This window comes from Aeromicrobium tamlense (assembly GCF_013408555.1).
Taxonomy (GTDB): Bacteria; Actinomycetota; Actinomycetes; order Propionibacteriales; family Nocardioidaceae; genus Aeromicrobium; species Aeromicrobium tamlense.
Genome location: NZ_JACBZN010000001.1, coordinates 493,022 through 515,665, shown reverse-complemented (window position 1 = coordinate 515,665; position 22,644 = coordinate 493,022). Strand labels below are relative to the sequence as shown.

Genomic DNA, 22,644 nt, shown 5'->3' with positions numbered 1-22,644 from the left:
GGGGATCTCTTCGCCTTCTGACACGCTGGCATCGTGACACACCACCACGCGATCCAGCCTCCCGAGGGACCGCCGCGACCCCGCCTCGCGTGGTCGCTGACCGCCGTCGTCCTCGTCGTCGCGCTCGTCGCGTTCGGCGCGGTCGCGGCGCTGTGGCCCGACAAGGCCGACGTCCCGCAGGGCGCGGATCCCTACGGCTCGGTCGCGATCCTGGACGCCACCGTCACCGAGGTGAACCCCTTCGACTGCGGCAGCACCGGCACCGGGCCCGACAACATCCCGATGGTCGAGGGCTCGTGCGCGAACGTCACGGCCGAGACCGAGCGCGGCTCGTCCGCGGTGTTCACGCTCGATCCCACGCGCTACGTCGGCGGGGCCGTCGAGGTCGGCGACAGCATCCGCGTCATCGAGGTCCAGCCCGAGGGCCAGCCGGCCTCCTACGAGTTCTACGACCACCAGCGAGGGCCGCAGCTGCTGATCCTCGCCGTCGTCTTCGCGATCCTCGTCGCCGTGGTGGGTCGCTGGCGCGGCCTGTTCGCGCTGCTGGGCATCGGGATCACGCTGCTCGTGCTGCTGCGCTTCGTCCTGCCCGCCCTGCTGGCCGACCAGCCACCGATCGCGGTCGCGGTGGCGGGTTCGACCGTGATCATGCTCGCCGTGCTCTACCTCGCGCACGGCGTCTCGATCCGCACCACCGCCGCCCTGTTCGGCACCCTGTTCGGCATCGCCTTCACGGCGCTGGTGGGGGCGATGTCCACCGACTGGGCGCACCTGACGGGCGTGGGCTCCGAGGACGACCACCTGCTGCTGGCCACCGCGCCCGCGATGAGTCTCGCGGGAGTCGTGGCGGCGTCGATGGTGATCGCCGGCCTCGGCGTGCTGAACGACGTCACCGTGACCCAGGCCAGCGCGGTCTGGGAGATGCGCGCCCTCAAGCCCACCGCGGGCCGCGCCGAGCTGTTCGGCTCCGCGATGCGGATCGGCCGCGACCACATCGCGTCGAGCGTCTACACCTTGGTGTTCGCCTACGCGGGCACGGCGATGACGACGCTGCTGCTGATCTCGGCCTACCAGCGGCCCCTGCTGGAGGTCGCCGTCACCGAGGGCATTGCCCAGGAGATCGTGCGCACGCTCGTCGGCGCGATCGGGCTCGTGCTGGCGGTGCCGATCACGACCGCGATCGCGGTGTGGCTGGCCCCCGAGAAGCTGCGTCCCGAGGACGTCGTCACCGGGTCGCGCGCGCTCTGACGGCGTCCGCGAGGCGCTCGGCCGCTCCCTCGGCGAGGTCGAGGTAGAGGCACGGCTCGACGGCCTCGATCTCCATGACGACCGGACCCGACGGGCCTGGCACCATGTCGACGCGCACGTAGAGCGGCACGCCGAAGCGGGTGGCCAGCTCGCCGTGGGCGGCGTGCGCGAGGTCGAGGAACTCCGGGGACGCCTCGCCCGACGTGACGAGGTCCTCGTCGTGCATGACCGCGGCCTCGGAGGCCGGGTCGTCGGGATCGAGCAGCTCGGGCGTGCCCTGCTCGCGCAGGACCGGCTTCTTGTGCAGGACGTGCGAGACCTCGCCGTCGAGGAAGACGACCGCGGTCTCGCCCGCGGCGTCGACGCCCTCGACGTAGGGCTGCACCATCGCGACGCGACCCGAGGCGTTGATCTGCGCGATCAGGTCGCGGGCCTCGTCGTGGTGGTCGGGGTCGAACCTGCCGGTGTCGCGGCCGCCGGCGGAGACCGTGGGCTTGACGACGACCTCGCCGCGCAGCTGGGGCGTTTCGGCACCGGGCACGACGTACGCCGTGGGGACCGTGGGCACGCCGAGCGCGCCGAGGTAGGCCTTGTCGGAGTTGAAGGCGATGAGGTCGGGCGCGTTGGAGACCCGCTCGCCCAGCGACCGCGCCCAGGCCACGAACGCCTCGCGCTGGATCGTGTAGTCCCACGCCGAGCGGATCACGACGTGGTCGTACACCGACCAGTCGACCGCGGGGTCGTTCCAGACGACGAAGTCCGCGTCGAGCAGGCGCGCGGCCGCGTGGTCGTCCTCGAATCCCTCGGCGAGCTTGGCGCAGGTGGCGAAGGCGATGCGCTGGGCCATTCAGAGTCCCTTCCGCTGGCGGAACACCGCGACGAGCGCGTTGGCGTGTCCGTGGCCGAAGCCGTGCTGGTCCTTGAGGAACGCGACCTGCTCCATGTGCTTCGCGGTCGCGACCGACTCCAGCTCGCTCATCCAGTGCTCGATCGGCTCGCCGTACTTCTTCTCGATCGCCGGGAAGTACGAGGCGGGGCCCTTCACGCTCTCCGTCATGGTGCGAGCGTAGTCAGTCGCCCGGACGGAAGCGCAGGCCTCGGTCGGACAGCGCCTCGCGGAGCAGCCGCACGGCCTTGGGTCCCACGCCGTGCAGCGCGAGGACCTCCGCCTCGGAGCGCTCGGAGACCTGCGCGAGCGTCGTGATGCCGGCGGCGTGGAGCGCATGGGTCGCCGGCCTGCCGATCGAGGTCGGGAGGTCTCGCGCGGCGCTCACCGCACGTCCCCGTCCACGTAGAGCCAGCGTCCGTCCTCGCGGACGAAGCGCGACCGCTCGTGCAGGATGCCCAGCTCGCCGTCGACGAGGTACGTGGCGCGGAACTCCACCACGCCCGTCGTGTCGCCGGGCCCGCCGGCCTGCGTGTCGACGATCTGCAAGCCGCGCCAGCGTGGGTTGTCCGCGAGATCGAGGTCGTCCGGGCGGGTCGAGGGGTGCCATGTCGCGAGCAGCCAGTCGCGGTCGCCGCGCCGGAATGCGTCGAACCGCGAGCGCATCAGCGCCTCGGCCGTCTGGGGCTGGTCGGTCACGGCTCCAGCCTGACACGGCATGATCGCGCCATGGACGTCCTGCGCTCGATCGCCCTGTTCGCCGTGGCCGCCGTCGCGGAGATCGGCGGCGCGTGGCTGATCTGGCAGGGCGTGCGCGAGCACCGCGGCGTGATGTGGATGGGACTGGGCGTCGTGGCACTCGGCCTCTACGGGTTCGTGGCCACGCTGCAGCCAGACGCGAGCTTCGGGCGCATCCTCGCGGCCTACGGCGGCGTGTTCGTGGCCGGCTCGCTGGCCTGGGGCATGCTCCTGGACGGCTTCCGCCCCGACCGCTGGGACGTCGCGGGCGCCGCCATCTGCCTCGTCGGCGTCGCCGTCATCATGTACGCCCCCCGCAGCGCCTGAGGCCGGCCTCCGGCGGGACGAACGATGATGACTTTCGCCCCGCTCCGGTCCCCGAATGCCTCATCGTTCGTGGGTGCGCTCAGTCCGAGAGCGCCTCGAGGAGGTTGCCCATGAGCCGCCACAGCACGTGGTGCTCCGCATCCCTCACCACCTGGTCCATCCCCGCGAGCTCCAGCATCATGTAGCCGTGGAGCGCGCTCCACCACTGTGCCGCCACGGCCTTCGGGTCGTCGCGACGAAGCCTCCCGGCGTCCATGGCCCGCTCCACCAGCGTCACCAGCTGCCGGAAGGCCGCGTAGGCCACATCGGGGTCAGGTCCCTGGCCACCCAGACCACGCACACTGATCGCTCCGAACATCACGGCGTAGAGGTGGGGGTTCTGGAGGGCGTTCTCGCGGTACGCGGCCGCGGTGGCCAACAGGTCGGCCGCCGGGTCGTCCGTCCTCTCGACGGCGTCCACCCGGTCGATGAGGCGACGGAATCCCTCGGTCGCGACGGCGTCGACGACCTTGCCCATGCTGCCGAAGTGCGTGTAGACGGCCATCGTGGAGGTGCCGGCACCCGTGGCGAGCCGGCGGGCGGACAGCGCCGACGGGCCCTGCTCGTCGAGGATGCGCGCCGCCTCCTCCAGCAGCCTGCGACGGGCGTCCGGCGCGTCGGCGGTGGTCTCCGAGCTCATGCTGGACACCCTGCCATAACGGCGTTATGGTCGAGCGATAACAGCGTTATGCGGCTCGGGCGCTTGTCTGAGGAGACGCCATGACCCACACCATCGACCCCATCACCAGCTCGACGAACCGGTACCTGCGCGACAACTTCGCGCCCGTTCGCGAGGAGCTCACGGCGACCGACCTGGCCGTCACCGGGCGACTGCCCGCCCACCTCGACGGCCGCTACCTGCGGATCGGCCCGAACCCGCTCGACGACCCCGGCGACCAGCACCACTGGTTCCTCGGCGAGGGCATGGTGCACGGCGTCCGGCTGCGCGACGGACAGGCCCAGTGGTACCGGAACCGCTGGGTGCGCTCGGCCGATGTCGCCGACGCCCTCGGCGAGCCCGTGCGCGGCACGCCCGGCGAGCTCGACTTCGCCGCCAACACCAACGTCCTGCAGCACGCCGGGCGCACGCTCGCTCTCGTCGAGGCGGGCGCGCCGCCCTACGAGCTGACCCACGAGCTCGACACGGTGGGCCCGTGCGACTTCGGCGGCACCCTGCCGAGCCTGCCCGGTCGGCCCGGCTACGCGGCGCATCCCCATCGCGACCCCGACTCCGGGGAGCTGCACGCCCTGTCCTACAGCTGGATGCGCGGCAACAAGGTGGCCTACTCGGTGCTCGGAAACGACGGCCGGATCCGGCGCAGCGTCGACATCGAGGTGCACGGCAGCCCGATGATGCACGACTTCGCCCTCACCGAACGGCACGTCGTGATCCTCGACCTGCCCGTCACGTTCGACATCGCGATGGCCACCGCCGACGTGCCGCGCCTCATCAGGCCTCTCGTCCGCGGAGTCCTCAACCGGGTGATCGGGCGCAATCCGCTGCCGGAGCCGGTGATCGCCCGGATCGCGCGCGGCGGGAGCGACGAGCCCTCACTCCCCTACCTGTGGAACCGCGACTACCCCGCCCGGATCGGGATCCTGCCGCGCGACGCCGATGGTGACGCCGTGCGGTGGTTCGAGATCGACCCCTGCTACGTCTTCCACACGCTGAACGCCTACGACGACGGCGACTCCGTCGTGGTGGACGTGGTGCGGCACCCGCGGATGTTCGACACGGTCCTCAACGGGCCGGACGAGGGCCCTGCGGTGCTGACCCGGTTCACCTTCGACCTGCGCACCGGCCGGGCCCACGAGAGCGGCTTGGACCAGCGGTCGCAGGAGTTCCCTCGGCATGACGAGCGGCTCACCGGACGACGGCACCGGTACGGCTGGGCGGTGGGCTTCGAGGACGGCGTCCCGGGCGACACCGTCCTGCGGCACGACCTCGCCACCGGCACCACCGACGCGCGCCGGCTGGGCTCCGGGATGGAGGCGAGCGAGTTCTGCTTCGTGCCCGACCCCGACGGCACGGCCGAGGACGACGGCGTGCTGATGGGCTACGTCCACGACCGCGCCGAGGGTCGGAGCCAGCTGCGCCTGCTCGACGCCGCGACGCTCGAGGACGTCGCGACGGTGCACCTTCCCGGCCGCGTGCCCGCGGGCTTCCACGGCAACTGGGCACCGGAAGGGACGGACCTCGCCGACGTGTGACCTCAGTCGTCGAGCGCCCGCGCGGCGCGCCCGCCGACGACGGCGCCGTGGATCACCAGCACGAGCATCGCGGCAGCGCCGACCAGGACCGTGGTGAGCATGACGGCCTCCGACACCGGCGCGAGCATGACGAGGGCGACCAGGATCGACACGACCCCCGCTGCCTGCGTGGGGCGCTCGGCGCGCTGGTGGGCGGCGAGCCAGGCCTCGTCGCTGACCATCGTGCTGGGCGTGCGGATCCCGGCGAGCGCGTTGCGACGGAGGCGGCCCGAGGCCGCGGCGCGCGCCATCCACAGCAGCAGCACTCCCGTACCCGCCATGACGACGAACAGCACGAGGCGCGCGATCAGCAGCTCGGTCACCCGTCCACCGTAGGGGACGCAGAATGATGCCTTTCGCCCCGCCGGGGTACCCGAATGCCTCATCGTTCGTCCGCTGCGGAGCACGCCCGGCGGACGTAGGGTGCTGGCGTGAGCGACGAGGCCTTCGAGTCCCTGATGACGTCCGTCGACCCGCCCCTGGTGGTGGTGACGACCGCGGCGGAGGACGAGCGCGCGGGCTGCCTCGTCGGCTTCCACTCCCAGTCCAGCATCGACAGCGGGCACTACAGCCTGTGGCTGTCGAAGGCGAACCACACGTACCGCACGGGTCTGCGCGCCACGCACTTCGCGGTGCACTTCCTCACCGACCAGGACCACGCGCTCGCCGAGCGGTTTGGCACCGTGTGCAGCGCCGAGACCGACAAGTTCGCCGACCTCGAGGTCGACACCGACGAGCACGGCACGCCGCTGCTGCGCGACCTCCCGAACCGGCTGCTGCTCGAGCGGATCGCGGTGCTCGACGACGGCGGCGACCACGTCTGCCTGACCACGCGCGTGCTCTCGGCCCACAGCGGCGGGCCGTTCACGCCGTTGCGCGTCTCGGACGCGGACGACCTCGAGCCCGGACACCCGGCCGAGGCGCGCGCCGTCTCGCCCTGAGTCAGCCCTCGAGCAGGCCGGCCAGCGTGTCGAGGTCGGCCGCCACCTGGCGGCAGTCGCGGTCGAAGTCCTCGTCCGAGAGGTCCAGCTGGCGCACGGTCATGAGGATCTCGGAGCCCTCCGGGTGCGCGAGCACGCGGAACGGATTGGTGACGACGTCGCCGTTCGGCAGGGTGACGTCGTGGTCGAGGACGCCAAGGTCGTTGCGCGGGACGAAGCGCACCGACACCTCTCCCATCGGCGACTGCATCCGCAGGACGTCGCCCTGCACTTCGATGTCCTCGGCCTGAGCCAGCCCCGCCGCCCAGCGCGGCAGGTGCGCGGGATCCACGGCGAAGTCGTAGACCTTCTCGGGCGATGCGGCGATGACGCGGCTGACGTGACGGGACTCCATGGGTGGCAGCATGCCACCGGTCACCGTCGAAAACAGCCCCGGCGAGCGCCGCGAGGCCTAGCCTTGCGCCATGGAGAGCCTCGCGGAGTGGTGGATCATCCTGGGTTGGGCGCTCGCAGCCTTCATCGCCCCGGCCATCGCCGCACTCGCGGGCCTGCTGAGACCGAGTCGTCGACTCCGGAGGGTCACGCAGGCCGTCGCACTCGTCACCTGGCTCCTGTGGCTCGTCCAGTTCGTGGTGTGGGCCAATGCCCACGACATGCCGATCCCCGGCGAGACCGTCCCGAACGAGCTCTTCCCGATTCACGAGGCGCTCGCGCACGCGAGCGCGGCCGGATGCGTCATCTTGCTCCCGCTTGCCGTGGCCGTGGTCGCGACCGGTCGCCCCGCCCGACAGCACGTGCGAGTCGAGGGCTGAGCCCGTGGGCAACCGGAGCGTCGCCGAGAAGATGGGCGTGAAGCCCGGCTGGACGGCCCACTTCGTGCACGCGCCCGACGGCGTGCCTGAGTCCATGGGACTCCCCGACCTGAGGATGGTGCCGTTGCGCGGCGAGATCGACTACCTCCACCTCTTCGTCGTCACGCAGGACCAGATGCGAGCCGAGTTCCCCCGCCTCGTGCCGCACGTCGCGCCGCAGGGCAAGCTCTGGCTCTCGTGGCCGAAGGGACGCGGCCTGGGCTCCGACCTGACCCTTCCGAAGGTCATCGAGATCGGCTACGACTGCGGCCTCGTGGAGAGCACCTGCCTGTCCGTCGACCCCACGTGGAGCGGGCTGCGGTTCACCCGCCCGAAGGAGGGCACGCGGTACCGCAACAGCTTCGGCACCCTGCCGGGCCAGCGCTGACCTCCGTCCGCGTCCACGCCTCCGGCGCGCGAGATGTGTAGCGGTCTCCACCCCTTTCCGGAGGATGGGGCCGAAGAACGGTGGCGAACGCTACACATCTGGCGCCGCGGAGCGGTGGGTCAGGTCCACAGCTCCCGCAGGGCCACGGCCGCCAGCGCCACGTCGATGCCGACGCCGAGCAGCCACCACGGGGTGAAGGTCACGAGCAGCAGCGCGAGCGAGATCAGCGACGCCGCCAACAGCACACCCGGCCACCAGGGCGCACCCGCGAGGAACGCGATGCCCGCGACGACGAACACCGCTGCCGCCGCCAGGGCCACGACCGTCGTCGACGAGCCGAGCTCGCCCAGCAGCCACGAGTGCCGCACGTCGAAGGGCACGTCGTCCGAGGCGGGCGCCATCCAGATGGCGGCGTGCACCAGACCGTGGGCGATGAGAAAGGCACCGAACAGCCAGCTCATGGGGCCTCCTCCTCCTAGGGGCTCATCACGTGGGAGTCCACCCAGCGCTCCAGCGCCGGGACGAGCAGCAGGGCGGAGATCCCCGCCAGCATGAGCACGTGGACGAAGGCGTTCCACAGCCACGTGCCGGTGGGCTCACCACCGCGGGCGGCGGCCACGGCGTAGGTGAGGAGGGCGACGAGCCCGATGGCCGACGACGTCAGTGCCGCCGTCTCCCACCAGGGGCGGCGGGCGAACAGCCCGTAGGTCGCCAAGCAGAATCCCGCGATCGTCACGAGACAGAGAAGCCGCGTGACCCACCACAGCGCCCCGGAGGTCGCGACGCCGCGCCCGGCGAACGCCGGCGTCAGCCACAGCCACGTGCTGCCGGCGAGCAGGAGTGCGATGCCGCCCATGGTCCGGATCGTCCACATGGCCCTCGCCTCCTACCCCTCGATCGTCCCGCCGTAACGCTGGCGCGCACAGGGCCGAAGGGCACGAGGTGACCCCGCCCTTCGACCCCTTCGCACGTCATCCGACGGCGACGAGGAGCACCGAGGCGAGCACGCTCGTGCCCACGAAGTAGGGCGCGTTCACGAGGCCGTAGAGCAGCGGTCGCGGGACGTTGGGATTGATCGCCATCTGGAAGGCCATCGCGGTCAGGTAGCCCACGCCGACGACGAGGCCGAAGACCACCGCATCGCCCGTCGTCGTGACACCGAGAGCCTCGAGCAGCACCGCGGTCGCGAGCAGGGTGACGAGCTGGCACACGACCGGCCCCACCGCGGACACGGCGCTCACCGGAGGCGCCTCCTCGCCCACCCGGCCGAGGGCGAGCGCGTAGGGACGCGACACGACGACCGCGAACCACACGCCCGCCAGCACGATCGAGGCCACGGCGGCGAGCGCGAAGGCGACCCAGCTGATGTCACCCAGGACGTTGAACATGGAGACCCTCATTTCCGGCGGCCACGGTGGCCGCTCTCGTGGCAGCCTCCCGAGCATTGCGGTCAGCATCTGTCCGTTACTTGCGCCAGAATCGAGACGTGACGACGACCTCGGGACGGCTCCTCGCCCTGCTCTCGCTCCTGCAGACCCGCCGCGACTGGACGGGCGAGGTGCTCGCGTCGCGTCTCGACGTCAGCCCGCGCACCGTGCGCCGCGACGTCGAGCGGCTGCGCGAGCTCGGCTACCGGATCGAGGCCTTCACGGGGCCGGCCGGCGGCTATCGTCTCGACGCCGGAGCGGACCTTCCGCCCCTGCTCCTCGACGACGACCAGGCACTGGCCCTGGCCCTCTCACTGCAGGTCTCCACCACCACCGGCCTCGGGCTCGACGACCGGATCGGCGAGGCGGCACTGCGGGCGCTCACCGTTCTGCGCCAGGTCATGCCGTCACGACTGCGGCACCGCCTGGACGCGTTGCCCGTCGACGTGGTCGAGGCGCGATCGAGCCCGGCCGTCGACCGCGACGTCCTCCTCGCGATCGGCGCCGCCGTCCATGCGCGCGAGGTCCTGCGGTTCGACCACGCCGGCGCTCGGCGCCGCGTCGAGCCCCATCACCTCGTCCACCGGCACGGCCGCTGGTACCTCGTCGGCTGGGACCTCGGCTGCGAGGACTGGCGCGTCTTTCGCGCCGACCGGATCAGCCCGCGTGTACCGAACGGGCCTCGGTTCGTCCCGCGCGACCTGCCGGGCGGCGACCCCGCCGTCTTCGTCACCGCTCGGTTCCGCGGGTCCGAGGACAACGAGTGGCCGTGCCGCGGCGAAGCGGTGGTGCACCTGCCGATCGACCGGGTGCGCCCGTTCGTCCGCGACGGCCACGTCGAGGCGGTCACGGACGACCGCACCCGGGTCGTGGAGGGCTCGTGGTCGTGGCCCGCGCTCGCGGCCTCGCTCCTGCGCTTCGACGCCGAGATCGAGGCCGTGGAGCCGCTTGAGCTCGCCCAGGCCTTCCGCCTCCTCGGCAGCCGCGCCGAGACAGCGGGACGAGCGCCACACCGCTAGAGCCAGCCCCCGGTGATCGCCGAGCCGCGACCCAGGTGCGATCAGCGGTCAGACGACGACGAGCTCCTTGCCGGCCGGATCGTGGTCCGCCAGCGCGACACTCTGGACAGCGGGGTCGTCATAGGTGTTCCAGTAGTACGTCGTGGTCCGCGCCGAGAAGAGCCCGGTGTAGATGGTCGTCTCGAACTCACCGGAGCCCATGGCCGCGCTCCCGTCGACCATGGCGACCTGCTGGAGCGTGTGGAACGCACGGCTCACGTTCTCCTCCTCCGTCGGCTTCTGCGGGTAGTGCGCGTTCACGTAGGCCGCGCGCACGAACCGGGACGGCGAGTAGTAGTCCCCGGGAATCCCTCGCATGTGCGACCCGGAGCCGAACGGCGCGAGGCGCGCTCGGCCGACCTCGGACTCTTCGGGGAACTCCGGGCCGACGTTGAGGTAGTTGCGCAGGTTCTCGTGGTGCCAGCCGAAGCCCGGCTGGTTCGCCAGGACGTCGACGTCGTCGTCGAAGACCTGCACCCCCTCGTCCGTGGCCTCCACCACGATGGCGCGTGTGGCGTCGCCGATGATCCAGTGCAGCAGCGAGCTTGGGTACCGATCGTTGATGGGCTTGTCCACGATGACCAGACTCCGCAGCGCCGCCTCGACCTCGTCGACGCTGGAGAACTGGGACGTCACCCAGAGTGGGAACTCGTACGCAGCGACGTTGGTCGCGCCCTCGACCGGCTCCTGCGCGTAGCGCGCGTAGCCCGGGAAGTTGAGTCCGGCCACCGCCAGACCCGCGTCGTTGCCGCAGTCGAAGTAGAGGGGCGTGCCCTCCTCCACGATCGCCATCCCGATGACGGCGTGCCGGATGCTCGGCACCGCCCCGAAGGGCGAGGGCACCTCGACACCGGTGGGCGTCACCACCACCCGCTCGCCGTAGCCCTGCGTCCAGTCGAGATTGCGGGCCAGGTACAGATGGCCGCTCCCGTCGGAGAATCTGATGCTCGTGCACATGGTGCCGCCCCCCGCCGGGAGTGGCCGCGTGGCCGTGCATCGCAGTCGCCGCCGGCTTCCATCGTCCGGTCGCCGAGGTCGGATCCACCCGGCGTGCTGTCCTTCTCAGGATGGACCCGTCGGGAAGTACCCGCCATTCGTCGCGGATCTTGAGATGGTTGGGCCCGTACCCGGGCCTCAGCGCCAGAACATCGCGAACGATCACCCTGGCGCCGCGCGGACGTCTATCGTTCGCGCAAGAACTAGCGCCCGACGCTCAGCGCGGCCTGCCATGCTGCTTTCTCTCGTTCGACTCCAAGAAGCCACGGATGACTGACCACACGATGGGCCGTCTGGAGTTCGGGTCCCTGCGCGATGCGTGGAGGGGCGAGGCGTCTGACTTCCCTCCGCTGCTAGCTGAGCGGTTGGACGTACGTGGCCCTCTGGGAGTGAGGGTGCGCGTGGGCAGCGGTTCCGGACGGTCCAGTGTCTCAGCGGTCGCGCTGCACGCGTCCCTCGTCCCACACGGGCTCCGAGCTCTCGCGCACCACGCCGTCGGCCCCGAAGACCAGGAATCGGTCGAAGGTCTTGGCGAACCAACGGTCGTGAGTCACGGCCAGGACGGTGCCCTCGTACGACTCGAGCGCGGCCTGCAGCGCCTCGGCCGACTCCAGGTCGAGGTTGTCGGTGGGCTCGTCGAGCAGCAGCGACGTCGCTCCGCCGAGCTCGAGGCGCAGGATCTGCACCCGTGCCTTCTGCCCTCCCGAGAGCCGTTCGTACGTGGTCTCGGCCTGCTGCTCCAGCTCGTAGCGCCGCAGTGACGACATCGCCGGCCCGCGCTGCAGGGCATGTTCGGCCCACAGGATGTCCAGCAGCGTGCGGCCTTCGAGCTCGGGGTAGGCGTGGGTCTGCGCGAAGTGACCCGGCACGACCCGCGCGCCGAGCTTCCAAGCGCCCGAGTGGTCGACCGGCTGGCCCGCCAGCAGGCGCAGGAAGTGCGACTTGCCGGAGCCGTTCGAGCCGAGCACGGCCACTCGCTCGCCCTGGAACACCTCGAGGTCGAACGGCGCCATCAAACCCGTCAGCTCCAGCTTCTCGACGGTGATCGCACGCACGCCGGTGCGGCCGCCCTTGAGGCGCATCGTGATGTCCTGCTCGCGCGGCGGCTCGGGGGGCGGCCCGATCTCCTCGAACTTCCTCAGCCGGGTCTGCGCCGCGGCGTACCGCGACGCCATCGCATGACTGACGGCGGCGGCCTGCTGCAGGCTCACCACTAGCTTCTTCAACCGCGCGTGCTGCTCGTCCCAGCGCTTGCGCAGCTCCTCGAACCGCGCGAACCGCTGCATGCGGGCCTCGTGGAACGACGCGAAGCCGCCGCCGTGCACCCACACGTCCGCTCCGGCCGGCGACGGCTCGACCGACAGGATCTTGTCAGCGGCCTCCGACAGCAGCTCGCGGTCGTGCGAGACCAGCAGCACGGTCTTGCGGGTCTCGCGCAGCTGCTGCTCCAGCCGGCGCTTGGAGGGCACGTCGAGGTAGTTGTCGGGCTCGTCGAGAAGCAGCACCTCGGCCGGTCCGCGCAGCAACGCCTCCAGCACGACCCGCTTCTGCTCACCGCCCGACAGCGTCACGGCCTCACGGTCCATGACGGAGTAGTACGAGGCACCGAGCGCCTCGATCGTGCACATGTCCCAGGTGTTCTCGTAGTCGTAGCCGCCGGCCTCGGCCCAGTCCGAGAGCGCTTGGGCGTAGGCCATCTGCGTGGCCTCGTCGTCGTTCGAGGCCAGCGCGGCCTCGGCGGCATCGACCGCTCGCGCGGCGTCGCGGATCCGGTCAGGCGCCACGCTCACCAGCAGGTCACGCACCGACGAGCCGTCCCGAACCGTCCCGACGAACTGCGGCATCACTGCCAGGCCGCCGGAGACGTTCACGGTGCCCGAGTCGGGCGTCAGGGAGCCGTCGATCAGCCGGAGCAGCGTCGACTTGCCGGCCCCGTTCGGGCCGACCAGCGCCACGACGGAACCCTCCCCCACCCGGAACGACACGTCACCGAGCAGCAACCGCCCGTCCGGCAGGACGTACTCCAGGTGTGCGACGTCGACGTGACCCATGACAGAAGCCTGTCAGGGTGAAGCCACCCCTCAGCCCAGGGGTCCGCGCGCAACAGCTCCACCCTGAACCGAGGGCGGGCGCCCGAGGCTCAGACGTTGAAGCGGAACTGTCGCGGGGCATCGCGGCCACTCTTGATGATCGTTGAGAACTGCCGAACTCTGCTGAGTTTCCAGCGAATTGATCCCTCTACGACCGTTGGTTGGCTTCGGCACTAAACGGCGGTCGGTGGCATTCTTGCGGACTAATTGCGGACCGCGAGCACCCGTGCTTCGTTGAGCATTTCGTGGAACTTAGACGCCAGTAGCCGCGCACAGGCCGCTGCCACAGGGTCTCGCCGCGTTCGACTGAATCCGGCTCGTCGGTCAGCGACAATAGACGCGCGTGCCGGCCCTGGCTCGCGGATCGGGAGAATCACTGCATGAGCAGCCTTGGCACCTTCGTGTGGGGAATCGCAGATCAGTTGCGCGGCCCCTACAAGCCCCATCAGTACGGTGATGTCATCTTGCCGATGACGATCCTGCGGCGGCTGGATGCGATTCTCGAGCCGACGCGCGACGAGGTCCGCGAGCTGGTGGCGGCCAACCCCAGCCCTGAAATCGCGGCCGCTCGGATCAAGCAACAGTTGGGCCTGGGGTTCTTCAACACCTCGAAGTGGACGTTCGCGAAACTGCTCGGCGATCCCGAGGGACTGGCGGCGAACCTGGTCGACTACCTGTCCGGATTCTCGGCCAACATCGACGTGTTCGAGCGGTTCAAGTTCGAGCAGACCATCCACGAGCTCGCCGACAAGGACCGGCTGCTGATCGTGGTGCAGGCCTTCGCAAAGATCGACCTATCCCCCACCGTCATCGACAACGCCGCGATGGGCGACCTGTTCGAGGAACTGATCCGCAAGTTCGCCGATGCCTCCAACGAGACGGCCGGTGAGCACTTCACCCCGCGCGATGCGATCCGACTGCTGGTGGACCTGTTGTTCGCTGGGGACAACGACGCGTTGGCCGGTGAGGGCGTCGTGCGGACGGTCTACGACCCGACGGCCGGCACCGGCGGGATGCTCTCGATCGCCGATGAGCACCTGCGCAGCCAGAACCCCGACGCGCGACTGCGGCTGTACGGCCAGGAGATCAACGACCAGTCGTACGCGATCTGCAAGTCCGACATGATCGCGAAGGGTCAGGACGCGCAGAACATCAAGCTGGGCGACACCTTGGCCTCCGACAAGTTCGCGGGCACCACCTTCGACTACTGCCTGTCGAATCCGCCGTACGGTGTGGACTGGAAGGCCTCGCAGGCCGCGATCAAGGCCGAGGTGCAGAACCTCGGCGTGGCCTCCCGCTTCCACGCCGGCCTGCCGGCCGTCTCCGACGGCCAGATGTTGTTCCTGCAGCACTTGGTCGCCAAGATGCGACCGGTCAAACAAGGTGGCGGACGCGCCGGCATCGTCCTGAACGGCTCGCCGTTGTTCAACGGCGGTGCCGGATCAGGGCCGTCCGAGATCCGCCGCTGGCTGCTCGAGTCGGACAAGGTCGACGCGATCGTCGCGCTGCCGACCGAGATGTTCTACAACACCGGCATCGCCACCTACGTCTGGATCCTCGACAACGACAAGCCCAGAGAACGCGTCGGCAAGGTGCAGCTGATCGACGGCACTGATTTCTTCACCAAGATGCGAAAGAGCCTGGGCTCGAAGCGCCGGGAGATCAGTCCGGAGCAGCGCGAGGAACTGGTCCACTTGTATGCGGACTACTCCGAGACCGAGCACTCGAAGATCTTCAGCACGGACGAATTCGGTTACTGGACCATCACCGTCGAACGTCCCCTGCTCGACGAGGACGGCCTGCCGGCCACCGATCGCAAGGGCTCGCCCAGGCCCGACAGCAAACTGCGCGACACCGAGAACGTGCCCTTCACGTACGGCGGCAACACGATGGGCGCCGACGGCCGTGACGCCACCATCAAGGCATACGTGGAAGCTGAGGTCCTTCCCCACGTGCCCGAGGCCTGGCTCGACGAGAAGAAGACCAAGGTCGGCTACGAGATCGCCTTCACCCGCCACTTCTACACCTACGTGCCGCCCCGACCGCTGGCTGCGATAGACGCGGACCTCGAGAAACAGGTCGCCAAGATTCTGGAGCTGTTGCGGGAGGTGGAGGCGTGAGCGCCTGGTTCAGGGGTCTTCCCCACGGCTGGCAATCAACGCGGCTCGACAGAGTGGCTCGAAGTTGGCCGAGCAACGTCGACAAGCACTCGGTCGAGGGCCAACCAGCCGTCCGGCTCTGCAACTACACCGATGTTTACAAGAACTCGGCGATCACCTCTGAACTCGAGTTCATGCGAGCCACCGCAACCGAAGAGCAAGTCGATCGATTCCGGCTTTGCAGGGGGGACACGTTGATCACGAAGGACTCGGAGACCGCCGACGACATTGGCATTCCAGCCTTCGTCGAGACTGAAGCGAACGACTTAGTATGCGGTTACCACCTCGCAATGGTGCGACCAACTCGGCGGATTGATCCGAAGTACCTCTACTGGGCACTCTCATCGGAACCAACGATGCGTCAGTGGAGCCTGCTCGCAACCGGCGTTACTCGGGTCGGAATCAAGAGCGGCGACTTGGCACGCGTCGAGGTCGCGGTACCGACCGCGTTGAGTGTCCAACGAGCGATCGCGGACTACCTCGACCGCGAGACCTCCCAGATCGACAACCTCATCCACGCACAGCAGTGCTTGATCGACCTGCTTCGTGAACGCACCGATGCAGCATGGGGTACGGCATATGACCGATTGCACGCGTCATATCCAGTGCTGCCGCTTCGGCGCGTGATTGAATCGATCGTCGACGGCCCGTTCGGATCATCACTGACGTCCTCCCACTACAGCGACGAGGGAACTCGAGTGATCCGGCTCGGAAACATTGGCGTCAATGACTGGCGTGATCAGGACAAGGCGTTCATTCCGATGGACTACGCGACTGAGCTGTCACAGCACGCCGTCACCGCTGGCGACGTGGTCGTTGCAGGACTCGGGGACGAACGCTGGCCACTCGGACGAGCAACAGTCGTCCCGGAGATTGGACCCGCCATCGTGAAGGCCGACTGCTATCGGCTACGACCAAATAGTCTCGTGTCGCCTGCGTATCTTGCGTGGGCTCTCTCTTCCCCCAGTGCTCGAACTCAGATGGCACTTCTCTCAAGGGGATCAACGAGGGCACGCCTTAACACAGCCGTTGTGCGAGATGTACTGATCCCCGTCCCGCCGCAGTACGAGCAAGACATCGTCTCAGAGACTTCAGCACGAACCGATCGTGTCATCGAGGAAATCATCGCTGAGGCCGAGCGCTTTATCGAACTATCCAAGGAGCGTCGTTCGGCTCTGATCACCGCTGCCGTGACGGGTCAGGTCGACGTGAGCGAGGCAGCCTGATGGCCGCAGTGCATGAGAAGGCATTCGAGGACGAGATTTTCGCGGCCCTCGGTGGCAGTGGGTGGCTGTGGACGAGGGACAACGAGCGCGCCGGTTACGACAGGAAGCGCGCACTCTTCACCCCCGACGTCATCGCGTGGCTTCGTGAGACGCAGCCCGAGCAGTGGGCCAAGGTCGTCAAGCCTTCGATGTCGGAGGCCGAGCAGGTCAAGGGGATCGACGGGATCCTCGACCGGCTTGTGAAGGTGCTGGACAAACCGCTCGATCAGGGTGGCGGCACATTGAACGTGCTCCGCAAGGGCTTCGACAAGACTCCGGCGAAGTTCCAGATGGCCGAGTTCAAGCCCGCCACCAAGCTCAACGCCTCGGCGACCGCACGCTACGAGGCAGTGCGGGTGCGGGTGATGCGGCAGGTGTACTACTCGTCGAAGAACTCCAACAGCATCGACCTGGTGCTGTTCGTCAACGGGCTCCCCGTCGCGACGCTGGAGTTGAAGACCGACAACACCCAGTCGATCAACCACGCCCTGCAGCAGTACCGACAAGACCGCCTCCCGGCCGGTGAGCCGATGCTCGGGTTCGGCAACCGTTGCCTTGTGCACTTCGCCGTCTCGAACGACGAAGTGCACATGACCACCAAACTGGCCGGAGCGAACACGCACTTCCTGCCGTTCAACACAGGTCGAGAGGGTGCCGCCGGCAACCCCGCCGTGCCCGGCAAGGCCGCCTCGGCCTACCTCTGGGAACGAGTCCTGCAGCGCGACGCATGGCTGCACGTCCTCGGCCGGTTGATGCACCTCGAGACCACCACCGAGACCGACCCGATCACCGGTGAGATCTCCAAGAAGTCGACTCTGTTGTTCCCGCGGTTCCACCAATGGGACCTCGTCACCGGGTTGACCGCCGCCGTTCGTGAGGAAGGGCCAGGCCACAACTATCTGATCCAACACTCCGCCGGTTCCGGCAAGACCAACTCGATCGCTTGGACCGCCCACGGTCTGGCCACCCTGCACGACGAGAACGACGAAAAGGTCTTCGACTCGGTCATCGTGGTCACCGACCGCACCGTCCTGGACGACCAACTCCAGGCCGCAATCAAACAGATCGAGGGCGTCGACGGCACCGTCGCCACCATCAACATCGACGAAGCGCGCAAGGCGGGCGCGAAGTCGAAGTCCGCGCTGCTGGCCGAGGAACTGCTCTCAGGCAAGCTGATCGTCATCGTGACGATGCAGACCTTCCCATTCGCGTTGGAGGCGATCCAGCAGGACACCGGACTGGCCGGCAAGAAGTTCGCGATCATCGCCGACGAGGCGCACTCGTCCCAGACCGGCCGCACGAGCCAGCAGTTGCGGCAGGTGCTGACCGCGGAGGAACTGGCCGACCTCGACGACGGTGGCGAGATCGACACCGAAGCCGTGCTCGCCGCCGAGATGGCCGGACGCGCTGCCTCACCGAACCTGTCGTTCTTCGCGTTTACCGCCACCCCGAAGGCCAAGACGCTGGAGTTGTTCGGCCGGGCGGACGGTGACGGGACCCCGCGGCCGTTCCACGTCTACACGATGCAGCAGGCCATCGAGGAGGGCTACATCCTCGACGTGCTGCGCAACTACACCTCTTACGACACCGCGTTCCAGATCGCCCAGCGTGCGACGAAGGACCGCCACCTGTCGGCAGTGAACCTCGTGGACGAGTCCGAGGCCACCAAGCACCTGATGAAGTGGGTGTCTCTGCACCCGACAAACATCGCCCAGAAGGTGCAGATCATCGTCGAGCACTACCGGACGAACGTGCGGCACCTGCTCGACGGGCACGCCAAGGCGATGGTCGTCACGGGTTCGCGCGAACACGCGATCCGCTATAAGGAAGCGATCGACGCTTACATCTCAAAGGCCGGTTACAAGGACGTCGCGACCCTGGTCGCGTTCTCGGGCACCATGACGAGCGAGCAAGTGCCCGGGGTCGCGTTCGCGGGGGTCGAGCCGCCGTACTCCGAATCGAACCTGAACAAGGGCCTGCGTGGTCGCACGATCCCGCGGGCCTTCGCCAGCGACGAGTTCCAGCTCCTCATCGTGGCGAACAAGTACCAGACCGGCTTCGACCAACCTCTGCTCTGCGCGATGTATGTCGACAAGCGACTCGACGGCGTTACCGCTGTCCAGACCCTTTCGCGGCTCAACCGCACGTACGCCAAGGGCGGCAAGGACACCACTTACGTCCTGGACTTCGTCAACGAACCGCAGGACATCCTCGATGCGTTCCTTCCCTACTACAAGGACGCGAGCATCGAACGGAACACCGACCCCGACCTCGTGCACGATATCCGTGCCAAGCTCGACGCCGCTGGCATCTACACCGACGCGGAGATCGACGCGTTCACCGAGGCGTACTTAGCCAAGAGGCATGGTGCGATCACTGCACCGTTGACGTCCTCGGCAGCCCGGTTCGCGGACGCTTGGCACGCCGCGCAGGCGTCCAGCGACAAGGCCAAGGTTGATGACCTCGAACTGTTTCGCAAGGACGTCGGCTCCTTCGTTCGCCTGTATGACTTCCTGAGTCAGATCGTGAACTACGAAGACGTCGAACTCGAGAAGCGCTCGCTGTTCCTGCGGCTGCTAAGACCGCGCCTCGTGCGCGCCGAAGGCGCAGAGATCATCGACCTGTCCACCGTCGAGCTGACCCACATCAAGCAGGCCCGCGCCGCTGACCAGTCACTCGACCTGGCGTCCGGCGATGTCATCGCTCTCAAGCCGGCTTCGGCCACCGGGTCGGGCCAGTCCCGCGACCCGAATCTGGTTCTCTTCAACGAGATCCTGTCCAGAATCAACGCGCTCTTCGAAGGCGAGGACTGGGACATCAACCACACGTCGAGCTGGGTGGAGGGTGTCATGACGGTCTTGGTGGAGAACGCGACCGTCACCACACAGGCCGCCTCCAACTCCTCCCAGCAGTTCATCGCGTCACCCGATCTTAACGACGCTGTGACGGGCGCCGTCCTGACCAGCAACACCGAGACGAACGCCGAGACCGCCAGCCACAACACGCTGGCCGACATGTTCTTCACGAACGAGAACTTCCAAGTCGAGTTCGTGAAGTTGGTCGGTGAGCTACTGCACACGAGGGTCAATCGAGACGCCGTCTGAAGAGGCGGATCCCGTGACAGTCGCCCGATACAACTCACGGCGCTGATCAGGGCGCGCGCCGCGTCATCCGGGTGCGTCAGCCGACCTGCCACACGACGGGTTTGACGCCGAGATCGCGTACGTCCGGCCATTCGAGCAGATGAATCCGTGGTGCTGTTAGGGCTCTCGTAACGACGCAGATCCGTGCCCTTGGGTCGTTCGACACGATCTGGTGCTCAAGTCGAGTCAACTGGAAATGCGGCTGGTCGGAGGTCGTACCCTTCACTTCGACAAAGCGCTCGCGCCCGTAGTGGTCTCGGAAGATGAAGTCGTAACCGCATCCGTCGAGTTGGCAATCGCGAATCTCACGCCAGCCCTCATCCCCCAGGAAGTCCCGCGCCGCTTCGACGGCCGCGTGCTCCACCTTTCGGATCAGGTCCTGGTCGGTCGACCATCTCCCGCGCGTGACGACGGGAAGCATCTCGAGCAGATCCCGTGACCGGCTTGAGAAGCAGGCTTCGAGCAGGTCCCGTGATTCGTCCGAGACCCTCATCAGGCCTTTCTGAAGTGCCGTATTTTGGAGCTTGAAACGCGCTCCCATTCGGTTGCCAGGGAACCTGTCAGTAATTGGTTCGACGAGCTCCTCGTCCAAGACGATCGGAATCAGGTAAGTGAATGACGCCGGGTTGGGCCAAGGCGCCTCACCGGCAACTGGCTCGTAGGCCGCGCCCGCGACGAGGACCCTGGCGATCAGACCCGCTCCCGACCTTTGTCCCCCGCCCCTCCACACGTAGAGCACATCCCCTTCCTTGACAAGCCGTGCGGTGGCTTGGCCTTGAGGACTCTGGCGCACTCCGACCAATCCCCTGGCTTTACAAATCTCCCAGTTCGAGGCGTCGGCGTACTCCAGCGTGAAGACGTAGGCTGCTGGTTGTTCGACATCGAGCGACATGGGGCGACCTCGGAGTTTCGAGAACAGGGGGCTGGGATCTCCAGCTCTTGGTTTGGCGCTTGGGTAGTCGGGACGGACGTTGTCGTCCAATGCGAAATGGCGTCAGGCGGTACTTCACTTCTTATGAGTGGCTGACTTGGCTTTCGCCGCGGCGATTGCACTCACTCTGGAATCGATCGCCTCTGCAACCCAGATCAGCCCGGAACAGTCGGCCTTCTTGAGAGTCCCTCCCAAGTGATCAATGGCGGCTTCTTTCCAGATCACGTTCGGGCGGTAATGCCAACCAACATCGCAGTTCTCTTTCCCGTCGATCGCAGCAGCTTCGCCTCCAGATTTCGCGATCAGTTTCTCCACGACCGTGTTGGGGATGAGGTCCTCGATTTCGACGTCGTGTCCCTTTTTGCACTTGTTCGGCCAGTCCGAGAGCATCAGCAGCTCTCGCTTCGGATTCCAGTTCATATCCTTCAGTCGGTCGCGTGCGGCGCGACCGTTGTCATCGAAGTCCAGGAGGGCCACAACTGGGAGATCTGACGCCGCAGTAGCGAGAATGGCTTGAACTACGACCTGGGCGGCCTTTCCAGCCGGGATGAAATGGATCCCGTCTAGCAGTTGCTCGCGAGACGCCACCTTGCAACCTGTCTGCACGAAGAACCCGTCCGTGTAACCCTCGGTGATGACAACGCCCCGGGTTCCCGGAGGTACGGCCGTGGCCTTTTGAATGACACGAGCAAATCCACTATCTCGAAAGAGCGGCCCAAGAACCTGGGTCAAGTCGCCATCACCCGACACGCTGTCGGCGAGGGTTGTTCGACCCTCGGCATCCTTCCGGAGAGAAGACACGCGAGCCTCTGGCTTTTGCGAGACCACGTAGGGGGAATGCGTCGTCACAACGAGGGTGACGTCCGGGCGCTGGGCGAGCGACTCCAGTCGCGTCATGACAGCTTCTTGGGCGGCAGGGTGGAGGAACGCCTCCGGTTCTTCAACTGCAAGTACGAGCGATCGCCGGCTTTGTTCGACCAGGTACTGAAGCATCGCAACTAGGACGGCCCCCCTGACGCCGGTTCCCTTGCCAGCGAGTTGGGTGAGCGCAGCATCGTGCAGCCGCACGTCCACGCTTGAAAGCGTCTCCATCAGCCCAGGGATATCGGGGACGAGTTCCGCGATCTCGATCTCGGGAAACAGGCCGTTCACTAGGCCTTCCACCTGCTTTTGAAGCGGCCCAAGCAACTGCTCCTGCAACGCTCGAATGTACGTCTCACGCGCCGCCTCTGCGGTTCCGACCTCTGTGGCTAGGTGGTCCCGGATGACGTAGTGAAGGATATCCCGAAACCGACCCTGGAGGACCTGAGCCAAGTCTTCCCCACTGTGAAGCACCACTAGGCGGATCGACTTGCTGAACTGTTCATAGAGCTTTTGTGACTCGTCCGCATCCGCGGTCAAGGAGGCAGCCCCTTGCCCCTTCGCCTGGAATGCGACTTGCCGAGCCCCAGCACCAGTGAACGTGACGACAAGGCGAACCTCCTTCTCATCCGCATACGTCTGGACGTTCCCGGTAGTCGCTATCCCGCGTGACTCTCGGACCGCCATTTCGTAGGCACGCGCACGAGCGAGAAGCGTCTTTTCGACGGGTGTTGAGCCCACCAGCACTGTCAGCGTGATCCGCGTCTTCGGGGGGGCACCCATGCCGGCCGTTTGTGCTGGCCTATCCAAAGCTGAGTCGTATCGAGCATCGGGATCGAGAGCCAACACGAGCGCGGCTATGAGATTGGATTTCCCGCAGTTATTGGGGCCGACGAAGTAGTTCACTCCAGACGACAAATCAAAATCGTGCTCGCCAACGAAACTGCGGAAGTCCTTCACCCGTGCGCGAATGAGTTTCAAGCGAGCCCCCTACATGCAAGTCAACTGCGCCACGTCCGGATCACGATATGCGAGTCCAGCGTCGG

General features: G+C 67.4%; 24 protein-coding genes. 10 read left to right on the top strand and 14 right to left on the bottom strand.

All coding sequences use genetic code 11. The annotated features are described in order from the left end of the window. Nucleotides 1-33: 33 nt before the first annotated feature. Nucleotides 34-1,248 (top strand): YibE/F family protein, encoded by a 1,215-nt coding sequence (locus BJ975_RS02605; protein ID WP_179423354.1) that lies wholly within the window; start codon nt 34-36, stop codon nt 1,246-1,248. Here BJ975_RS02605 and BJ975_RS02600 read toward each other — a convergent pair. From BJ975_RS02600 to BJ975_RS02585, 4 genes are read right to left on the bottom strand one after another with little or no spacing between them, the layout of a single operon-like run. Next, a complete protein-coding gene (locus tag BJ975_RS02600; RefSeq protein WP_179423352.1) occupies nt 1,226-2,095 on the bottom strand; it encodes an ATP-grasp domain-containing protein in 870 nt (289 codons plus the stop codon). The genes BJ975_RS02605 and BJ975_RS02600 overlap by 23 nt on opposite strands. Next, nucleotides 2,096-2,305: a DUF4287 domain-containing protein gene (locus BJ975_RS02595; protein ID WP_179423350.1), complete on the bottom strand. Its 210-nt coding sequence runs from the start codon at nt 2,303-2,305 to the stop codon at nt 2,096-2,098. Between the two features lie 13 nt (nt 2,306-2,318). Further along, a complete protein-coding gene (locus BJ975_RS02590; protein ID WP_179423349.1) occupies nt 2,319-2,522 on the bottom strand; it encodes a helix-hairpin-helix domain-containing protein in 204 nt (67 codons plus the stop codon). Then, the gene (locus BJ975_RS02585; RefSeq protein WP_317628218.1) at nt 2,519-2,833 is read right to left on the bottom strand and encodes a YchJ family protein; all 315 of its coding nucleotides are present in this window, start codon (nt 2,831-2,833) and stop codon (nt 2,519-2,521) included. The genes BJ975_RS02590 and BJ975_RS02585 overlap by 4 nt, the downstream gene beginning before the upstream one ends. A 30-nt stretch (nt 2,834-2,863) precedes the next feature. On the opposite strand from BJ975_RS02585, the gene BJ975_RS02580 reads away from it, so the two are divergent. After that, nucleotides 2,864-3,199 carry a YnfA family protein gene (locus BJ975_RS02580; RefSeq protein WP_179423347.1) on the top strand — a complete coding sequence of 112 codons (336 nt, stop codon included), beginning with the start codon at nt 2,864-2,866 and terminating at the stop codon, nt 3,197-3,199. A 79-nt stretch (nt 3,200-3,278) separates the two neighbouring features. On the opposite strand, the gene BJ975_RS02575 is transcribed toward BJ975_RS02580, so the two are convergent. Then, a complete protein-coding gene (locus BJ975_RS02575; protein ID WP_179423345.1) occupies nt 3,279-3,878 on the bottom strand; it encodes a TetR/AcrR family transcriptional regulator in 600 nt (199 codons plus the stop codon). A gap of 80 nt (nt 3,879-3,958) precedes the next feature. Between BJ975_RS02575 and BJ975_RS02570 the strand changes: the two genes are divergently transcribed. Beyond that, on the top strand, nt 3,959-5,449 hold the full coding sequence (locus BJ975_RS02570; RefSeq protein WP_179423343.1) for a carotenoid oxygenase family protein: 1,491 nt from the start codon (nt 3,959-3,961) through the stop codon (nt 5,447-5,449). Between the two features lie 2 nt (nt 5,450-5,451). Here the strand turns inward: BJ975_RS02570 and BJ975_RS02565 are convergent, their stop codons facing one another. After that, the gene (locus BJ975_RS02565; protein ID WP_179423341.1) at nt 5,452-5,811 is read right to left on the bottom strand and encodes an SdpI family protein; all 360 of its coding nucleotides are present in this window, start codon (nt 5,809-5,811) and stop codon (nt 5,452-5,454) included. A 108-nt stretch (nt 5,812-5,919) separates the two neighbouring features. Here BJ975_RS02565 and BJ975_RS02560 point away from each other — a divergent pair, with 108 nt between their 5' ends. Continuing rightward, nucleotides 5,920-6,429, top strand: a complete 510-nt coding sequence (locus BJ975_RS02560; protein ID WP_179423339.1) for a flavin reductase family protein — start codon at nt 5,920-5,922, stop codon at nt 6,427-6,429. A gap of 1 nt (nt 6,430) precedes the next feature. Here the strand turns inward: BJ975_RS02560 and BJ975_RS02555 are convergent, their stop codons facing one another. Then, entirely contained in the window at nt 6,431-6,823 is a 393-nt protein-coding gene (locus BJ975_RS02555; protein ID WP_179423337.1) for an SRPBCC family protein, read from the bottom strand. Between the two features lie 70 nt (nt 6,824-6,893). Between BJ975_RS02555 and BJ975_RS02550 the strand changes: the two genes are divergently transcribed. Both BJ975_RS02550 and BJ975_RS02545 read left to right on the top strand, forming a co-directional pair. Next, nucleotides 6,894-7,241 (top strand): hypothetical protein, encoded by a 348-nt coding sequence (locus tag BJ975_RS02550; RefSeq protein WP_179423335.1) that lies wholly within the window; start codon nt 6,894-6,896, stop codon nt 7,239-7,241. Between the two features lie 4 nt (nt 7,242-7,245). Next, complete coding sequence (locus BJ975_RS02545; protein ID WP_218845716.1) at nt 7,246-7,668, top strand: hypothetical protein; 423 nt, start codon at nt 7,246-7,248, stop codon at nt 7,666-7,668. 119 nt (nt 7,669-7,787) lie between these two features. Here BJ975_RS02545 and BJ975_RS02540 read toward each other — a convergent pair whose 3' ends face one another. The 3 genes from BJ975_RS02540 to BJ975_RS02530 form a co-directional block, all read right to left on the bottom strand. Next, on the bottom strand, nt 7,788-8,129 hold the full coding sequence (locus BJ975_RS02540; RefSeq protein ID WP_179423333.1) for a hypothetical protein: 342 nt from the start codon (nt 8,127-8,129) through the stop codon (nt 7,788-7,790). A gap of 14 nt (nt 8,130-8,143) precedes the next feature. Further along, nucleotides 8,144-8,524, bottom strand: coding sequence for a hypothetical protein (locus tag BJ975_RS02535; RefSeq protein WP_179423331.1), 381 nt, complete (start codon nt 8,522-8,524; stop codon nt 8,144-8,146). Between the two features lie 115 nt (nt 8,525-8,639). After that, nucleotides 8,640-9,056, bottom strand: coding sequence for a DUF1761 domain-containing protein (locus BJ975_RS02530; RefSeq protein ID WP_179423329.1), 417 nt, complete (start codon nt 9,054-9,056; stop codon nt 8,640-8,642). Between the two features lie 98 nt (nt 9,057-9,154). On the opposite strand from BJ975_RS02530, the gene BJ975_RS02525 reads away from it, so the two are divergent. Beyond that, nucleotides 9,155-10,114: a helix-turn-helix transcriptional regulator gene (locus BJ975_RS02525; protein WP_179423327.1), complete on the top strand. Its 960-nt coding sequence runs from the start codon at nt 9,155-9,157 to the stop codon at nt 10,112-10,114. 48 nt (nt 10,115-10,162) lie between these two features. Here BJ975_RS02525 and bsh read toward each other — a convergent pair whose 3' ends face one another. Both bsh and BJ975_RS02515 read right to left on the bottom strand, forming a co-directional pair. After that, entirely contained in the window at nt 10,163-11,110 is a 948-nt protein-coding gene (bsh, locus tag BJ975_RS02520; protein WP_179423325.1) for a choloylglycine hydrolase, read from the bottom strand. Nucleotides 11,111-11,580: 470 nt separating this feature from the next. Next, nucleotides 11,581-13,200 (bottom strand): ABC-F family ATP-binding cassette domain-containing protein, encoded by a 1,620-nt coding sequence (locus BJ975_RS02515; protein WP_179423323.1) that lies wholly within the window; start codon nt 13,198-13,200, stop codon nt 11,581-11,583. A gap of 419 nt (nt 13,201-13,619) precedes the next feature. On the opposite strand from BJ975_RS02515, the gene BJ975_RS02510 reads away from it, so the two are divergent. The 3 genes from BJ975_RS02510 to BJ975_RS02500 are packed head-to-tail and all read left to right on the top strand — an operon-like array spanning nt 13,620 to nt 19,767. Beyond that, nucleotides 13,620-15,359, top strand: coding sequence for a type I restriction-modification system subunit M (locus tag BJ975_RS02510; protein ID WP_179423321.1), 1,740 nt, complete (start codon nt 13,620-13,622; stop codon nt 15,357-15,359). Beyond that, nucleotides 15,356-16,624: a restriction endonuclease subunit S domain-containing protein gene (locus BJ975_RS02505; protein WP_179423319.1), complete on the top strand. Its 1,269-nt coding sequence runs from the start codon at nt 15,356-15,358 to the stop codon at nt 16,622-16,624. Before BJ975_RS02510 ends, BJ975_RS02505 begins: the two co-directional genes overlap by 4 nt. After that, the gene (locus BJ975_RS02500) at nt 16,624-19,767 is read left to right on the top strand and encodes a type I restriction endonuclease subunit R (protein WP_179423317.1); all 3,144 of its coding nucleotides are present in this window, start codon (nt 16,624-16,626) and stop codon (nt 19,765-19,767) included. Before BJ975_RS02505 ends, BJ975_RS02500 begins: the two co-directional genes overlap by 1 nt. Nucleotides 19,768-19,843: 76 nt before the next feature. Here the strand turns inward: BJ975_RS02500 and BJ975_RS02495 are convergent, their stop codons facing one another. Further along, nucleotides 19,844-20,698, bottom strand: a complete 855-nt coding sequence (locus BJ975_RS02495; protein WP_179423315.1) for a DUF3883 domain-containing protein — start codon at nt 20,696-20,698, stop codon at nt 19,844-19,846. A 114-nt stretch (nt 20,699-20,812) separates the two neighbouring features. Beyond that, nucleotides 20,813-22,579, bottom strand: coding sequence for an ATP-dependent nuclease (locus BJ975_RS02490; protein ID WP_179423313.1), 1,767 nt, complete (start codon nt 22,577-22,579; stop codon nt 20,813-20,815). Between the last annotated feature and the right edge of the window lie 65 nt (nt 22,580-22,644).

Coding starts and splice junctions, on each gene's coding strand:
- BJ975_RS02575 (WP_179423345.1), bottom strand. CDS start 3,878: ATGAGCTCGGAGACCACCGCCGACGCGCCGGACGCCCGTCGCAGGCTG.
- BJ975_RS02495 (WP_179423315.1), bottom strand. CDS start 20,698: ATGTCGCTCGATGTCGAACAACCAGCAGCCTACGTCTTCACGCTGGAG.
- BJ975_RS02500 (WP_179423317.1), top strand. CDS start 16,624: ATGGCCGCAGTGCATGAGAAGGCATTCGAGGACGAGATTTTCGCGGCC.
- BJ975_RS02600 (WP_179423352.1), bottom strand. CDS start 2,095: ATGGCCCAGCGCATCGCCTTCGCCACCTGCGCCAAGCTCGCCGAGGGA.
- BJ975_RS02530 (WP_179423329.1), bottom strand. CDS start 9,056: ATGTTCAACGTCCTGGGTGACATCAGCTGGGTCGCCTTCGCGCTCGCC.
- BJ975_RS02595 (WP_179423350.1), bottom strand. CDS start 2,305: ATGACGGAGAGCGTGAAGGGCCCCGCCTCGTACTTCCCGGCGATCGAG.
- BJ975_RS02515 (WP_179423323.1), bottom strand. CDS start 13,200: ATGGGTCACGTCGACGTCGCACACCTGGAGTACGTCCTGCCGGACGGG.
- bsh (WP_179423325.1), bottom strand. CDS start 11,110: ATGTGCACGAGCATCAGATTCTCCGACGGGAGCGGCCATCTGTACCTG.
- BJ975_RS02535 (WP_179423331.1), bottom strand. CDS start 8,524: ATGGGCGGCATCGCACTCCTGCTCGCCGGCAGCACGTGGCTGTGGCTG.
- BJ975_RS02550 (WP_179423335.1), top strand. CDS start 6,894: ATGGAGAGCCTCGCGGAGTGGTGGATCATCCTGGGTTGGGCGCTCGCA.
- BJ975_RS02510 (WP_179423321.1), top strand. CDS start 13,620: ATGAGCAGCCTTGGCACCTTCGTGTGGGGAATCGCAGATCAGTTGCGC.
- BJ975_RS02570 (WP_179423343.1), top strand. CDS start 3,959: ATGACCCACACCATCGACCCCATCACCAGCTCGACGAACCGGTACCTG.
- BJ975_RS02555 (WP_179423337.1), bottom strand. CDS start 6,823: ATGGAGTCCCGTCACGTCAGCCGCGTCATCGCCGCATCGCCCGAGAAG.
- BJ975_RS02540 (WP_179423333.1), bottom strand. CDS start 8,129: ATGAGCTGGCTGTTCGGTGCCTTTCTCATCGCCCACGGTCTGGTGCAC.
- BJ975_RS02580 (WP_179423347.1), top strand. CDS start 2,864: ATGGACGTCCTGCGCTCGATCGCCCTGTTCGCCGTGGCCGCCGTCGCG.